The sequence below is a fragment of the Pseudomonas sp. GXZC genome, from assembly GCF_026967615.1.
GTDB classification, from domain to species: Bacteria; Pseudomonadota; Gammaproteobacteria; order Pseudomonadales; family Pseudomonadaceae; genus Aquipseudomonas; species Aquipseudomonas azotoformans_A.
The window spans coordinates 2,450,052-2,463,398 of record NZ_CP114115.1 but is presented as its reverse complement, the minus strand read 5'-3'; the positions used below and the strand labels follow the sequence as shown (position 1 = coordinate 2,463,398).

The 13,347-nt window shown below is 59.1% G+C and carries 11 protein-coding genes and 2 pseudogenes; 10 read left to right on the top strand and 3 right to left on the bottom strand.

Annotation, left to right across the window (positions count from 1 at the left end; genetic code table 11):
• Positions 1 to 41 precede the first annotated feature (41 nt).
• The 4 genes and pseudogenes from OZ428_RS11795 to OZ428_RS11780 all read left to right on the top strand — a co-directional run bounded on the left by OZ428_RS11795 (position 42) and on the right by OZ428_RS11780 (position 2,436).
• Positions 42 to 432, top strand: a pseudogene (locus OZ428_RS11795) (hypothetical protein).
• A gap of 13 nt (positions 433 to 445) precedes the next feature.
• Entirely contained in the window at positions 446 to 1,078 is a 633-nt protein-coding gene (locus OZ428_RS11790) for a BRCT domain-containing protein (RefSeq protein WP_269133421.1), read from the top strand.
• Entirely contained in the window at positions 1,075 to 1,437 is a 363-nt protein-coding gene (locus OZ428_RS11785) for a VOC family protein (RefSeq protein ID WP_269133420.1), read from the top strand. Before OZ428_RS11790 ends, OZ428_RS11785 begins: the two co-directional genes overlap by 4 nt.
• 84 nt (positions 1,438 to 1,521) lie before the next feature.
• Positions 1,522 to 2,436 carry an alpha/beta fold hydrolase gene (locus OZ428_RS11780; protein WP_269133442.1) on the top strand — a complete coding sequence of 305 codons (915 nt, stop codon included), beginning with the start codon at positions 1,522 to 1,524 and terminating at the stop codon, positions 2,434 to 2,436.
• Here OZ428_RS11780 and OZ428_RS11775 read toward each other — a convergent pair.
• The gene (locus tag OZ428_RS11775) at positions 2,370 to 3,374 is read right to left on the bottom strand and encodes a GlxA family transcriptional regulator (protein ID WP_269133419.1); all 1,005 of its coding nucleotides are present in this window, start codon (positions 3,372 to 3,374) and stop codon (positions 2,370 to 2,372) included. The two genes, OZ428_RS11780 and OZ428_RS11775, sit on opposite strands and share 67 nt — an antisense overlap.
• A gap of 90 nt (positions 3,375 to 3,464) precedes the next feature.
• On the opposite strand from OZ428_RS11775, the gene inhA reads away from it, so the two are divergent.
• Positions 3,465 to 4,145 (top strand): isonitrile hydratase, encoded by a 681-nt coding sequence (inhA, locus tag OZ428_RS11770; RefSeq protein ID WP_038845009.1) that lies wholly within the window; start codon positions 3,465 to 3,467, stop codon positions 4,143 to 4,145.
• A gap of 835 nt (positions 4,146 to 4,980) precedes the next feature.
• Positions 4,981 to 6,105, top strand: a complete 1,125-nt coding sequence (locus OZ428_RS11765) for an IS481 family transposase (protein WP_269130828.1) — start codon at positions 4,981 to 4,983, stop codon at positions 6,103 to 6,105.
• Positions 6,106 to 6,228: 123 nt separating this feature from the next.
• On the opposite strand, the gene OZ428_RS11760 is transcribed toward OZ428_RS11765, so the two are convergent.
• Positions 6,229 to 6,867 (bottom strand): LysE family translocator, encoded by a 639-nt coding sequence (locus OZ428_RS11760; protein WP_269133418.1) that lies wholly within the window; start codon positions 6,865 to 6,867, stop codon positions 6,229 to 6,231.
• Between the two features lie 655 nt (positions 6,868 to 7,522).
• A protein-coding gene (locus tag OZ428_RS11755) for an IS3 family transposase (RefSeq protein WP_096010408.1) occupies positions 7,523 to 8,673 on the bottom strand; the annotation gives its coding sequence in 2 pieces (ribosomal slippage) (positions 7,523 to 8,439 and positions 8,439 to 8,673; 1,152 coding nt in all).
• A 206-nt stretch (positions 8,674 to 8,879) separates the two neighbouring features.
• On the opposite strand from OZ428_RS11755, the gene OZ428_RS11750 reads away from it, so the two are divergent.
• The 4 genes and pseudogenes from OZ428_RS11750 (at position 8,880) to OZ428_RS11735 (ending at position 13,347) form a co-directional block, all read left to right on the top strand.
• Positions 8,880 to 10,169: an undecaprenyl-phosphate glucose phosphotransferase gene (locus OZ428_RS11750; protein WP_269134170.1), complete on the top strand. Its 1,290-nt coding sequence runs from the start codon at positions 8,880 to 8,882 to the stop codon at positions 10,167 to 10,169.
• Positions 10,169 to 11,628, top strand: a pseudogene (locus OZ428_RS11745) (mannose-1-phosphate guanylyltransferase/mannose-6-phosphate isomerase). Before OZ428_RS11750 ends, OZ428_RS11745 begins: the two are co-directional and overlap by 1 nt.
• A 1-nt stretch (position 11,629) precedes the next feature.
• Positions 11,630 to 12,541 (top strand): glycosyltransferase family 2 protein, encoded by a 912-nt coding sequence (locus tag OZ428_RS11740; RefSeq protein ID WP_038845015.1) that lies wholly within the window; start codon positions 11,630 to 11,632, stop codon positions 12,539 to 12,541.
• Positions 12,542 to 12,570: 29 nt separating this feature from the next.
• Positions 12,571 to 13,347: a polysaccharide biosynthesis/export family protein gene (locus tag OZ428_RS11735; RefSeq protein WP_033899680.1), complete on the top strand. Its 777-nt coding sequence runs from the start codon at positions 12,571 to 12,573 to the stop codon at positions 13,345 to 13,347.

Sequence of the window (13,347 nt, the reverse complement as noted above, 5' to 3'; positions counted from 1 at the left end):
TATCTGACACGCACATTCCATTCGGTATTCAAGGAAAGAATATGACCTCACGCATCCGCCAAGCTATCAGTACACCTATACGCCCCTCGTTGAGCTGGAGCGAGACATGGGAGCGCGCGGACAAAGGTTTGATCATGTGCTGGGAAGTTGGCCGAGCGCTCGCGACCAAACAACCCTACTTAGCGCAAGCTTGCCTAAACGATGAGCTGCCCGTACTTGGCTGGAAAGGTGGTGTAAGCCGCGGCCTCAAGAAACGCGAGAAGTTTGGCTCCTTGAGTTACCTCGCGCAGTGGCAAGGGATTCGAGGTGAAGACTTAGACATCGATCCAATACAAGACGTCGTCAAGACGTGTTCACGTACCCTTTATGATCGTCACGTTCACTCCCGACAAAGCCAAGTACATCAATCAGACGATAGAAACTGAAGAATAAGGAGCAAGGACGCATGGTCGATCTTCATCAAGAATTCGAAAAAAGCGTGTTCTTCCATCAGGCACGTATTGATCGACGCTCTGCCGATGCTCTGATTGGCATTACCGCCGGTTTGACCGCCGATGGAAAAATCAATCAGTTGGAGGCCGAGTTTCTCAAGAGCTGGATAGAAAGCCACCTGGTACATCTGGAAGATCCAGTGGTGAATATTCTGTACCAACGCCTCGCTGACATGTTGAGCGATGGAGTGTTGGATGAAGATGAGTCAATCGAATTGTTGGAAATACTGCATCAGTTTGCGGGGTTTCCCGTCGGGGCGCCTCAACGCACTGCAAACGTCAGCAGCCTACCGCTGAATGATCCGATTCCCGAACTCGACTGGCTCGATAGGGTGTTTCTGTTTACAGGGGTCATGGCTTACGGGCCTCGAAAAGACTGCGAATCGCTCGTCACCGAACGCGGCGGCGTGATCGGTAATTCGGTGAATAAAAAGGTGCACTTTCTGGTGGTGGGCAGCATCGGTAATGAGCAATGGCTGCACAGCTCCTACGGGACCAAAATCAAAAAAGCCGTGGAGTTGCGAAACAGTGGTGTGCCCATCGCAATCATCAGCGAGACCCACTGGCAGCAGGTATTGTTCGGTTGAAACCCATTGTCTCCGTGCTCATACATGTCCCGGACTGGCGCGCAGCCACGCAGTGGTACTGCGCAGCCTTTCCACTGGCGACACGCATCTACCACCAGCCGAATGATTTTGGCCATCTGGATGTAGAGGGCGTGGCTATCGAAATCGTCAACGCCGATAGCAAGGTCGCCTGCGGAGCCGCCGGGTCGGTTGTGTATTGGCGGGTAGAAGACTTGCCACAAACAGTGCAACGGCTGGAGAAACTGGGGGCAATCCTGTATCGCGGACCAATGGTGATTGAACGAGGGGATCGGATTTGCCAGATGCGCGATCCGTGGGGCAATTGCATCGGGTTGCGCCAGCTCGGTCTAGACAAGTAAGCCCACTGCCTCAAATCCCGCCCCAACCCGTCACGGCTTTCGGCTAGAGTTCCAACCTCTCTGGCCAGCCGATGAACGCTCACCATGACCATTACCGCCCCGCTGCTCTGCGTACGTACGTCCATGCTCGATATCGCCTACGAAGCCCACGGCCCCCTCGACGGTGAGCCGGTGATCCTGCTGCATGGTTTCCCCTATGACCCGCGCGGCTATGACGCGATTGCGCCGGTACTGGCCGAGCGTGGCTACAGGGTACTGGTGCCGTACCTGCGCGGTTACGGCCCGACGCGCTTTATCAATGAGCAGGTGATGCGTTCCGGGCAGCAGGCGGCGTTGGGCAAGGATCTGCTGGATTTCATGGATGCATTGGCGATCCCGCAGGCCACCCTCGCCGGCTACGACTGGGGTGGGCGAGCCGCGTGTATCGTTGCGGCATTGTGGCCCGAGCGGGTACGCGGGTTGGTGACCGGGGATGGCTACAACATCCAGGACATTGCCAAATCCCTCAAGCCACGGGCGCCTGTGACGGAGCATCGCTTGTGGTACCAGTTCTACTTCCATACCCAGCGCGGCGTAGACGGGTTGACCGCCAACCGTGGCGAACTGTGCAAGTTGCTGTGGGCGCTTTGGTCGCCCTCCTGGGCCGAGGGGCCGGGGCTGTATGACCAGACGGCGCCGTCGTTCGATAACCCGGATTTTGTCGAGGTGGTGATTCACTCCTATCGCCACCGTTTCATGTATGCCCCCGGTGACCCGGCGCTGGAAGCCATCGAGCAGGCGCTGGCGTTGCAGCCGCCGATTTCGGTACCGAGCATTTCGCTGTGCGGTGCCGATGATGGCGTGGGCCCGCCGCCTGAAGTGGATGATGATGTCGAGCATTTCAGCGGGTTTTACCGACGCCAGGTACTTCCCGGCGTGGGCCACAACATTCCTCAGGAAGCACCGCAAGCCACGCTTGATGCGCTGCTGGAGCTGCTTGGCGAAAAGCGTTCGCGGTAAGCCTGGGGTGTGACCGACAAGGCGCGCAGGAAGCTGCGACGCAGGGTCTCTTCGCTGCCAAAGCCACACTGCACGGCGATGCGTTTGATCGATACTGGGCTGTCAGCCAACTGCCGGCGCGCGGTTTCGACGCGGATCAATTCGACGGCGCGTGCCGGGGTCTGGCCGGTTTCGGCGCGGTAGTGGCGTACAAAGCTGCGTTCGCTCATGCCAGCTTGAGCGGCCAGGGTCGAGATGCTCAAATCCAGGGTGAGGTGTTCGGCGATCCACGCGTGGAGTTCGGCGAAGCGGCTGTCGTCTTTTTGCAGGGACAGGGTCACGCTGAATTGGGACTGGCCGCCGGGACGCTTGAGGAACACCACCAGGTGCCGCGCCACTTCCAGCGCCACGGCGCGGCCCAGGTCTTCTTCCACCAGCGCCAGGCACAGGTCAATGCCAGCAGTGACGCCGGCAGATGTCCAGACGGCGCCTTGCTGGATAAAGATCGGGTTGGACTCCACCGTCAACGCCGGGAATTTGCGCGCCAGTTCTTCGCAACGCGTCCAGTGGGTGGCCACACGACAGCCGTCGAGCATGCCGCTGGCGGCCAGCAAAAACGCGCCGGTACACACCGAGGTCATGCGCCGGGTATGCCTGGCTTTCTCGCGCACCCACTCCACCAGCGCCGGGTCTTCGGCGGCGCCGTAAACGCCCCAGCCACCGGCAATCACCAACGTATCGCACGGTGCATCGACGGCGGGCAGCGGTTCGGCCAGCAGTGCCAAGCCAGCCGACGTCATCACCGGCTCCGCTTGCGCGGCGATCACCGACACGGCGTAGGGCAACGGCAGGCCGCGTTGACGCGCCAGGTCATTGGTGGAGGCGAACACCTGCAACGGCCCGGTGACATCCAGCACCTGGGCGTTATCGAAAGCGAGTACGTGGACGATTCTGGGCATGATTGGCGTGATTCGTGGGTTCAATGGCGTATTCGCCAAAGCCTAGGTTTCTAAAGTGAAGCCGTCCACCCCTTTGACGGAGCGCTATTCATGACCTTGCAGATTGGCTTTGTGTTGTTCCCCGGCATCCAGCAACTGGACCTCACCGGTCCTTATGACGTGTTGGGTTCGTTGCCGGATGTGAAGTTGCACCTGGTGTGGAAAGACCTGGAACCGGTCACTTCCAGCACCGGCCTGGTGTTCACACCGACCATGACCTACGCCGATTGCCCGCGCCTGGATGTGATTTGCGTGCCCGGTGGCTCAGGGGTCGGGGCGCTGATGGAGGATCCGCTGACGTTGGACTTCCTCAAGGTACAAGCTCAGACCGCGCGCTATGTGACGTCGGTGTGCACCGGCTCGCTGGTACTCGGCGCCGCCGGTTTGTTGCGCGGGCGCAAGGCGACCACGCACTGGGCCTATCACGACCTGCTCGCCCCGCTCGGTGCGATCCCGGTGCAAGAACGCGTGGTACGCGACGGCAACCTGTTGACCGGTGGCGGCATTACTGCCGGTATCGACTTCGCCCTGACGTTGGCGGGCGAGTTGTACAGCGAAGCGGCGGCGCAACTGGTGCAGTTGCAGATTGAATATGCACCGGCACCGCCGTTCGATTCCGGGCGTCCGGACACGGCGCCCAAGCATGTGTTGGAGGAAGCCAACAAGCGCACGGCGGAATCGCGCAGGGTGCGTGGGGAGATCGTTGCGCGGGCTGCGGCTCGGTTGGGGTGATTCTGCTAAACAACTTTAGATATCTTCTTGACCCCCAATGTGCAAGAGCGATGTTTGGGTCAGGTTGGGGGCATATCCGTTTTTGGGTAACGGCTGCTTATGGTTCCGCTCTTACAGCGGCTCACTTTTGAAGAGCGCAAAAGTAAGCAAAACGCTCTTGCCCCAACACTCGGCACCTCGCCTAGGCTCGGTGTGCCCGTAATCCGACAGGGATTTGGGGGGCCGCCGCCACGCGCCATCCATGGCGCGGGGCGGCTAAACCGGCATCCCTGCCGGTTTACCCCCCAAATCCCTATCGAATTCCGGCCAGCGTGTTTGACGGGGCGCCTAAGATCAAAATCAAAAACAGAGCCAGAGCCAGAGCAGATTGATATCTACCTGATATAGGAGATCTAAATTGTGGGAGCGGGCTTGCTCGCGAAAGCGGTGGATCAGTCAAAGATGTAATAGCTGACACCCCGCCTTCGCGAGCAAGCCCGCTCCCACATTTGGACCGAGACCGGCTTCCAGAGACCGGTCGGCTACTAGGCCGCCGCGCTTTTGCTTTTGATCTGAGGCGCCCCGTCAAACACGCTGGCCGAACGCAGGCTTGAATCCGTGGGTAACCCGGCAGGACGCCGGGTTAGCCGCGCTGGGCCAAGGATGGCCCATCGCGGCGGCCCACGGATTCAAGCCTTCGTTCGGGCACACCGAGCCTAGGCGAGGTGCCGAGTGTTGGGGCAAGAGCCTTTTGGTTACTTTTGGGCTCTTTTTGTATGGACCGGACACATGGTGGACGGGTGTACGGGGACATGGTGGACACTTTTCGGCGAGCCAACTTCGCCGGAAAGCCATCATGCCCTGGAACACGAGAGACACCATGAGCCTGAAAGAAGAGTTCATTGCCTTTGCACGGCAACCCGGTAGTAATAAACGAGAGCTATGCCGACGATTCGGCATCAGTCCGCAAACGGCCTACAAGTGGCTCAAACGCTACGAAGCGCACGGTCAGCCAGGGCTGCAAGAGAGGTCTCGCAAACCGGCCACCAGTCCCAAACTGACCACCGCAGCTCTGGAAGCGCAGGTCATAGCACTTAGGCAAGACCATCCAGCATGGGGTGGACGCACAATCAGCAGCCTCTTGAACAAGCAGATCGCTCCCAGCACCGTCACCAATGTCCTGCACCGGCACGGTCTGATTCAGCCTTCTCAGAAGGAACAAGAGGCAAAGCTGAGATTTGAGCACGATGCGCCTAACGATCTTTGGCAGATGGATTTCAAAGGGCATTTTCCTACGCAAGAAGGCCGATGCCATCCGCTGACCATGCTGGACGACCATTCACGATTCAATTTGGCAATTCAGGCCTGTGACAACGAGCGTGGAGCTACGGTGAAGGAGAAGATGATCGAGGTATTCCAACGCTTCGGATTACCGGCTCGCATCAACGTTGATAACGGCCCGCCATGGGGCTCGCCACGCAACCCTGGTGAAATCACAGAGCTAAGTATCTGGTTGATTCGCCTAGGAATTCGGATCAGCTTCAGCCGTCCATACCATCCTCAAACAAATGGAAAAATCGAACGTTTCCACCGCTCACTCAAGGCCGAAGTGCTTGAAGGGCGTCATTTTTCCACTACCAAGGAGGCTCAAAAAGCGTTTGATCAATGGCGTGAGATTTATAACCTACAACGTCCTCATCAAGCGTTGGATTACAAGGTACCTATGGACCGGTATCGCTCCAGCCCCTGGATTTATCCGCAGCAGTTATCGGAGTTTGAATACGGTCCGGATGATGTGCTGGCTAAGGCTTATCACAGTCGATTTCGCTTTCAGAAACGCTATTTCAGCATTGCCAAGGGTTTGGCTGGGCTTCATATCGCGATACGGCCTAACCCTGAAAGTGATGGCCTTTTTGATGTCTACTTCTGTCATCACTTCCTACGAACGATCGACGTGAGCAAACCTGACTATGGTTCATAATGTGTCAACCATGTCCCCGCACATGTGTCCACCATGTATCCGGTCCATACAGGCTCTTTTCAAAAGTGACCCGCCGTAAGGGCGGAACCAATACCCGCCGTTACCCAAACAACGGATATGTACTCAGGATGGCCGAGACATCACCGCCAAACGCACCGCCAGCACCGTCAGCACCGTCAGCACCGTCGCCAACCCCCACTTCTGCAGCCAGGCACCCTTTGAGCGCCTGGCAAAAAACCGGCTGAGCGCTCCACCAAACACCCCCAGCAGCACATGAAACACCGCTGCAATCAAGGTCAGCACGCCCCCCAGCACCATCAACTGCACCGCAATAGACCCCGCCTCCGGCCGTACAAACTGCGGCAAGAACACCAGAAAAAACAGCAAAGCCTTGGGATTGAGCAAACTGTTGAGCATGGCTTGCAGAAACACCCGCCCCACGGGCACACGACTGACATGCACAGCGTCGCCTCCAGCATTTTTCTGCAACGTCTTGAACACCAACCACAGCAAGTAGACCACCCCGGCATACCGGATCAGGTCAAAGGATGGCGGCCAACTGGCAACCAACGCCGTCACCCCGGTAGCCGTCAAGGCCGTCAGCAACAGGTCAGCCACGCCGATGCCCAAGGCCGACGCCATCCCACCACGCCAGCCGTGGGTCACGCCATGGCTGATCACAAAGGCCATGTTCGGCCCCGGCGATAGCAACAACAACAGCACTGCACCGGAAAATACCGCCAAGGTCGCAAGGTCGATCATGCTCAAAGCCATCCACCGGAAAAAGCCTGCAGATTAGTCGGTGTCCCTGGGGCGGACAAAAAATTGTGCTGGATACAATGCTCTGCGGTAACTGCGAATGGCCACGCGACTACAACACTGCCGGCACCGCCTCGCTGGGCAACTTCTACCGTGCCCCCGCATCATTTCATAGTTACTGTTCCAGACAACTTCCCTGCAGACGAAAGCCCCGCAGACAGGGCACTTAGTGCGCCCTGCCAATCCCTGCCTGTCCCCCTTTCCCACCTCGTTTCGAAAAAGGTTTTTCCATTAAGCAGGAAAAATCTCACATTTGTTCCTACACTCAAAAACACAGCTAATGACCGAGTGTTCAGACAAGGAACGTCAATAAAATGCCGAAGAAAAGACTCATTAACCTGTCTAGCATGCCACCTCCGCACCATAGTCAATTCATTGACTGAATACAGTAAGGGAACACTCCTTTAGTCACTACCCCCGCAAAATCCCTTCAAATGGATAGCTGCATTTGGAATGGAAAGTTGCGTATTACCCAGAGTAGCCGGTTTGATCTGAGCTCTAAAGCAGCCTGCTGCTTTATTGAACACACCCTCAAACAGCGAAGTCTGGAGTGCAATGAGGGATGTTTTTATGCGAGAGATGAATCGCCCCTGGTTTCCTAGACACTCTCCAAGCTCAGGAAATAGCGTTTCTCATATTCTATTGGAGACAGCTGCATAGCACTGCTGTGTCGGCGTTTAGGGTTATAGAACATTTCGATGTAATCGAAAATATCACTTCGGGCTTCTTCACGGGTTGTGTAGATCTTTCGTCGGATTCGCTCCCGCTTCAAAAGCTGGAAAAAGCTCTCGGCTACGGCATTGTCGTGGCAGTTTCCCCGCCGGCTCATGCTGCTGATTACATTGTTAGCCTTCAAGAAGCTTTGCCAATCTGAGCTACTGAACTGACTACCTTGATCTGAGTGAATCATCACTTGCTGCTGTGGCTTACGTCGCCACACAGCCATCAACATTGCGTCGATAGCCAGGTCGCTGCACATCCTTGGCTTCATTGACCAACCAATTACTTGGCGTGAGAACAGATCCAGCACTACCGCCAGATAGAGCCATCCTTCATAGGTGCGGATGTAAGTGATATCTGTCACCCAGACCTTGTTCGGCTCACTGACCTTGAACTGCCGCGCGAGGTGGTTGGGCGAGGCCACTGTTGGTTTTCCACCGTAAAACCCTGGACGCCGCCGATAGCCCGTTTGCGAACGCAGCCCCTCCGCCTGCATCAAGCGCCCGACTCGATTTCGTCCGCATTCCTCTCCCAGCTCACGTAGGTCATCGTGAATTTTGCGGTAGCCGTATACACCTCCGCTTTCTAGCCAAGCGTGTTTGATCAAGCCAAGCAGACGTTGATCTTCTTTTGCTCGGGCAGATTGAGGCTCGGCCAGCCAGGCGTAGTAGCCGCTGGGGTGCACCTTGAGGGTTTGGCAAAGGCGCCGCACCGGGTAATCAGTCGAGTGCTTCTTGATGAAGGCGTACTTCAGCCGCACTCCTTGGCAAAGTACGCGGCGGCCTTTTTTAAGATGTCTCGCTCTTCCGTCACGCGCTTGAGTTCAGCGCGCAGCTTGCGCAGTTCGGCCTGCTGATCGTCGTCTTGCTGACGCTGCTCTTGGGGCTTGCTGTAGACCTTGATCCAGGCGTAAAGGCTATGCACGGACATGCCCAGGCGCTGGGCGACATCGGCGACAGGTTTGCCTTTTTCGGTCACTTGCTTGACCGCTTCGATCTTGAATTCTTCGGGGTAACGCTGACGACTCATGGCACCTCCTATTTGGGCCTCATTATGAGGCTTGGAGGTGTCTAGGAAACCAGGGGCGATTCAAGAAGTCGTCCGTCGACAGTTTGTTTTTAACACGCGCCGGTTTTGTTGAGTTCTTTGTTGTTTTCGTCAAGTTGATCCATGGCCTGACGGCCATTTTGCCCCCACTGGTCCTGGTGCTCTTCCTGGACCCGATGGACCCTGAGCTGCGCGCCCATTTCCTGGGGCTGCTGGTGTTTTTCGCGGTCCTGACCATTATTCTGTTCCAGGCTCTGGGCATCTATTCCGAAGAATTGTTCAGCAACCGGCTGCGCTTGAAAACCAAGATCAAGGCCTGGACGGCGGCCTTTTGCATCCTGCTGTTCATGTACCAGATCCTGCAGTTCTTCCCACAGTTGACCCCGCGCAACCTAGTGACCTGGTACGTCGCCAGCCTGGCGCTGTTCTGCCTTGAACGCCTGGTGATGTTGCGCCTGTACCGTCGGCTGATGCGGTCCGGCAAATACCTGCAACGCACGGTGATCCTGGGCTTTACCGACACGGCCGTGCACGTCGCTGATCACTTGCAGCGCAACGGCGATATCCGTTCCGGCCTGATCGGTTTCATCGACGACCGCACCGAGCGCATTCCCAAGGAACTGAGCAACCTGCCGTTGCTGGGCAACACCCGCGACCTGGAAAAACTGATCCGCGCAGAGCAGGTCAATCAAGTGATGATCTGCCTGCCCTGGGCCGCCGAGCAGCGCATCCACGGTTTGGTCAACCGCCTGCGGCAGTTGTCTGTCAACGTGATGCTGGTGCCGGACATGGCCGCCCTGCGCTACGGCCACAGCAAGATTACCGACGTGGGCGGCATTCTGATGTTCAACACTTCGCAACTGCCGCTGCGCGGCTGGTCGCCGGTGATCAAACGCTGTGAGGATTTGCTGCTCGCCAGCCTGGCCTTGGTCGCGCTGTCGCCGGTGATGCTGGCGACGGCGATTGCGATCAAGCTCGACTCCAAGGGCCCGGTGCTGTTTCGCCAGAATCGCTATGGCTACAACGACAATGAAATCCGCGTGTTCAAGTTCCGCTCGATGTACACCGACCAGAGCGACTTCACCGCCGAACGCCAGACCACCCGCGAAGATCCGCGCATCACCCGCGTGGGCCGCATCATCCGCAAGACCAGCATCGACGAGCTGCCGCAACTGTTCAATGTGCTGCTGGGCAACATGTCCATGGTCGGCCCGCGCCCGCATGCCACGGCGACCAAGGCGGCCGGCATTCCCTTTGAAGTGGCGGTCAGCGAGTACAGCTCACGGCACCGGGTCAAGCCGGGTATCACCGGCTGGGCGCAGATCAATGGTTACCGGGGCGAGACCGACACCCTGTTCAAAATCCAGAAACGTGTCGAGTACGACCTGGAGTACATCTCCAAGTGGTCGGTGTGGTTTGACTTGTACATCGTCTTCATGACGGTCCCGGCCGTCCTTTCCACCAAGGAAGTCTATTGATGAATACCCTCAACGGATTAATTCCCTGCATCATTTCCGGTGGTTCGGGCACGCGGCTGTGGCCGGTGTCCCGGCAGAACATGCCCAAGCCGTTCATGCGCATGCGCGACGGCCAGAGCCTGCTGCAAAAAACCTTCCAGCGCGCCGCCAAATTGCCCGGCGTGGAAAGCGTGTTGACGGTGACCAACCGCGACCTGCTGTTCCGCACCCTGGATGACTATCGCCTGGTCAATAAGGCCCACCTGCCCCTGGACCTGTTGCTGGAGCCGTTCGGCCGCAACACGGCGGCGGCAATTGCCGTGGCAGCGTTGCACGTGCAGGAACACTTCGGCGGCGACGCGCAGTTGCTGGTGATGCCCGCCGACCATTTGATCCTCAACGAGGTGGCGTTCGCCGAAGCCGTGACCCAGGCCCGCGACCTGGCCGAAGCCGGCTACCTGGTGACCTTCGGCATCCAGCCGGATCATCCGGAAACCGGCTTTGGCTACATCGAGCAAGGCGAGCCGTTGAGCACGGGCAACCGGGTCAAACGCTTCGTCGAAAACCCGACCTGGCCACTGCCCAGGCCTACCTCGACGGCGGCAAACACCTGTGGAACGCCGGCATGTTCTGCTTCAAGGCCAGCACGCTGGTGGACGAACTCGCCGCCCATGCGCCCGACGTGCTCGAAGCCGCCCGCGCCGCGCTGGACCACAGCCAGAGCCTGCAGAACAGGACCTCGCGCCAGCGCGAACTGGACTCGGAGGCCTTTGGCAGCGCGCCGGATATTTCCATCGACGTGGCGCTGATGGAGAAGTCCAAGCAAGTCGCCGTGGTGCCCTGCGACATCGGCTGGAGCGACATCGGTTCCTGGGAAGCCCTGCGCCAGCTCACCCCCAGCGACGCCCATGGCAACCAGGTCAATGGCGAAGCAATTCTGCATGACGTACACAACTGCTACATCGACTCGCCCAAGCGCGTGCTCGGTGCCGTGGGCGTGCGTGACCTGATCATCGTCGACACCCCGGACGCCCTGTTGATCGCCGACGCCCACCGCAGCCAGGATGTGCGCTACATCGTCGCCGAGCTCAAGCGCCAGAACCATCCGGCGTACAGCCTGCACCGCACGGTCACCCGGCCGTGGGGCACCTACACCGTGCTGGAAGAAAGCAGCCGCTTCAAGATCAAGCGCATCGTGGTCAAGCCCCAGGCGTCGCTGTCGTTGCAGATGCACCACCACCGCAGCGAGCACTGGGTGGTGGTCAGCGGTGCGGCGCAGATCACCAACGGCGAGCGCGAATTCCTGATCAACGCCAACGAGTCCACCTACATCCCCGCCGGGCACAAACACCGCCTGACCAACCCCGGCATCATCGACCTGGTGATGATCGAGGTGCAGAGCGGCGAGTACCTGGGCGAGGACGACATCGTGCGCTTCGACGACATCTACGGGCGCGCCCCGGCTGAAGTGAAAAAATGATATGCGTACGTCTCTGATCATCCCGACCCGTAACGCCTCCAGCCACCTGGCACGCCTGCTGCCGGCGCTGCGCATGCAAACCCTGCAACCTGACGAGATGCTGGTGGTGGACAGCGCCTCCAGCGATGACACCGTGGCGCGCTTTCGCGAGTTTGGCGCACGGGTCGAGGTGATCGACGCGCGCGACTTCAACCACGGCGGTACGCGGCGCTGGGCTAGCCAACAGGTAGGCGGCGATGCACTGATCGTGATGACCCAGGACGCGATTCCCGCCACCCCCGAGACCTTCGCCAACCTGCTCGCCGAATTGCAGCAGGACCCACTCAACGGCGTGGCGTATGGCCGCCAGTTGCCGCACCCCGATGCCGGTGTGCTGGGTGCGCAATCGCGGCACTTTAACTACCCAGAACAGAGCCGCAGCAAGAGCCTGGCCGATGCGCCGGAGTTGGGCATCAAGACCTGCTTCAGTTCCGACTCGTTTTCCGTGTACCGGCGCAGCGTGCTGGAAGCAGTGGGCGGTTTTCCAGCGGATGTGATCGGTAGCGAAGACGCCTTTGTCGCTGCGCGCATGCTGCTTGAAGGCTACAAGGTGCGCTACGCCGCCACGGCGCTGGTGCATCACTCCCACGATTACAAACTCATGGATGAGTTTCACCGCTACTTTGATATCGGCGTGTTCTACGGCCGCGAACCGTGGATCAAACAGGCCTTTGGCGACGCGGGGGGCGAAGGCAAGCGCTATGTGCTGGCCGAACTCGCGGCCTTGCGCAAAGCCGGGGCCTTGCACCGCGTCCCCGAAGTGCTGGTGCGCAGTGCATTCAAACTGCTCGGCTACCGGCTGGGCCATCTGGAGCGTCGCCTCCCCCTCGCCCTCAAGCGGCGCATCAGCATGTTTCCCGGTTATTGGAGGTGAGCATCATGACCTACAGGAAGTCCCCCTTGATGAAACGAACCCTGCTCGTCGTGGCCATGATGGCCCTGGCCGCCTGCAATACGCCGGCACGCATCGTCCCGCCCGACGGCAAGACCGTCGAGGAAGGCAAACGCGCCCTTGAGCAGCTTGCCCAGCTGCCGCCGGCGGTGGAACGCATCCGCATCGGCGACCAGTTGCGCATCGTGCGCGATGCCGGCGAAATGCCGACGCTGTCGGCGTTCAACGTCAGCACCATTTATGAGCTGACGCTGTACACGGTGCAGACCGACGGCAAGATCAACTACCCGTTCCTGGGGCCGGTGCAGGTCGCCGGTCGCCAGCCTTCGGAACTGGCCACGGAGTTGACCGGCAAACTCGCACCCATCTACCGCGAACCGCGCGTGACGGTGAACATCAACCAGGCGCCGGGCAGCTCGATCATCGTCGGCGGCGCGGTGAATAACCCGACGGCGGTGCAGCTCGGCACGGCCAACACCCTGGAGCAGGCCATCCTCGGTGCCGGCGGGGTCAGCGCGGCGGGCAACGCGAGCATGGTCGCCCTGCTGCGCGAAGACGCCCAGGGCGCGTATCGCGCGTACTTCCTGGACTTCAGCCAACTGCTCAAGACCGGCCCCAACGGCCGCAAACCCGTGCGCCTGCAACGCGGCGATGTGGTGTTCGTGCCCAAATCCAACGTGGGCGAGCGCATCCAAGGGGTGGATACCTACATGAACCAACTGATCCCGTTCACCAAGTCCATTGGGGTGGGCTACAACTACACCCGAACCAGCGGCGGCAATAACTAA

What these genes read in the sequence shown, in the direction of transcription:
- OZ428_RS11775 (WP_269133419.1), bottom strand. Translation starts at nt 3,374, where the DNA reads ATGCCCAGAATCGTCCACGTACTCGCTTTCGATAACGCCCAGGTGCTG.
- OZ428_RS11735 (WP_033899680.1), top strand. Translation starts at nt 12,571, where the DNA reads ATGAAACGAACCCTGCTCGTCGTGGCCATGATGGCCCTGGCCGCCTGC.
- inhA (WP_038845009.1), top strand. Translation starts at nt 3,465, where the DNA reads ATGACCTTGCAGATTGGCTTTGTGTTGTTCCCCGGCATCCAGCAACTG.
- OZ428_RS11765 (WP_269130828.1), top strand. Translation starts at nt 4,981, where the DNA reads ATGCCCTGGAACACGAGAGACACCATGAGCCTGAAAGAAGAGTTCATT.
- OZ428_RS11740 (WP_038845015.1), top strand. Translation starts at nt 11,630, where the DNA reads ATGCGTACGTCTCTGATCATCCCGACCCGTAACGCCTCCAGCCACCTG.
- OZ428_RS11790 (WP_269133421.1), top strand. Translation starts at nt 446, where the DNA reads ATGGTCGATCTTCATCAAGAATTCGAAAAAAGCGTGTTCTTCCATCAG.
- OZ428_RS11780 (WP_269133442.1), top strand. Translation starts at nt 1,522, where the DNA reads ATGACCATTACCGCCCCGCTGCTCTGCGTACGTACGTCCATGCTCGAT.
- OZ428_RS11760 (WP_269133418.1), bottom strand. Translation starts at nt 6,867, where the DNA reads ATGATCGACCTTGCGACCTTGGCGGTATTTTCCGGTGCAGTGCTGTTG.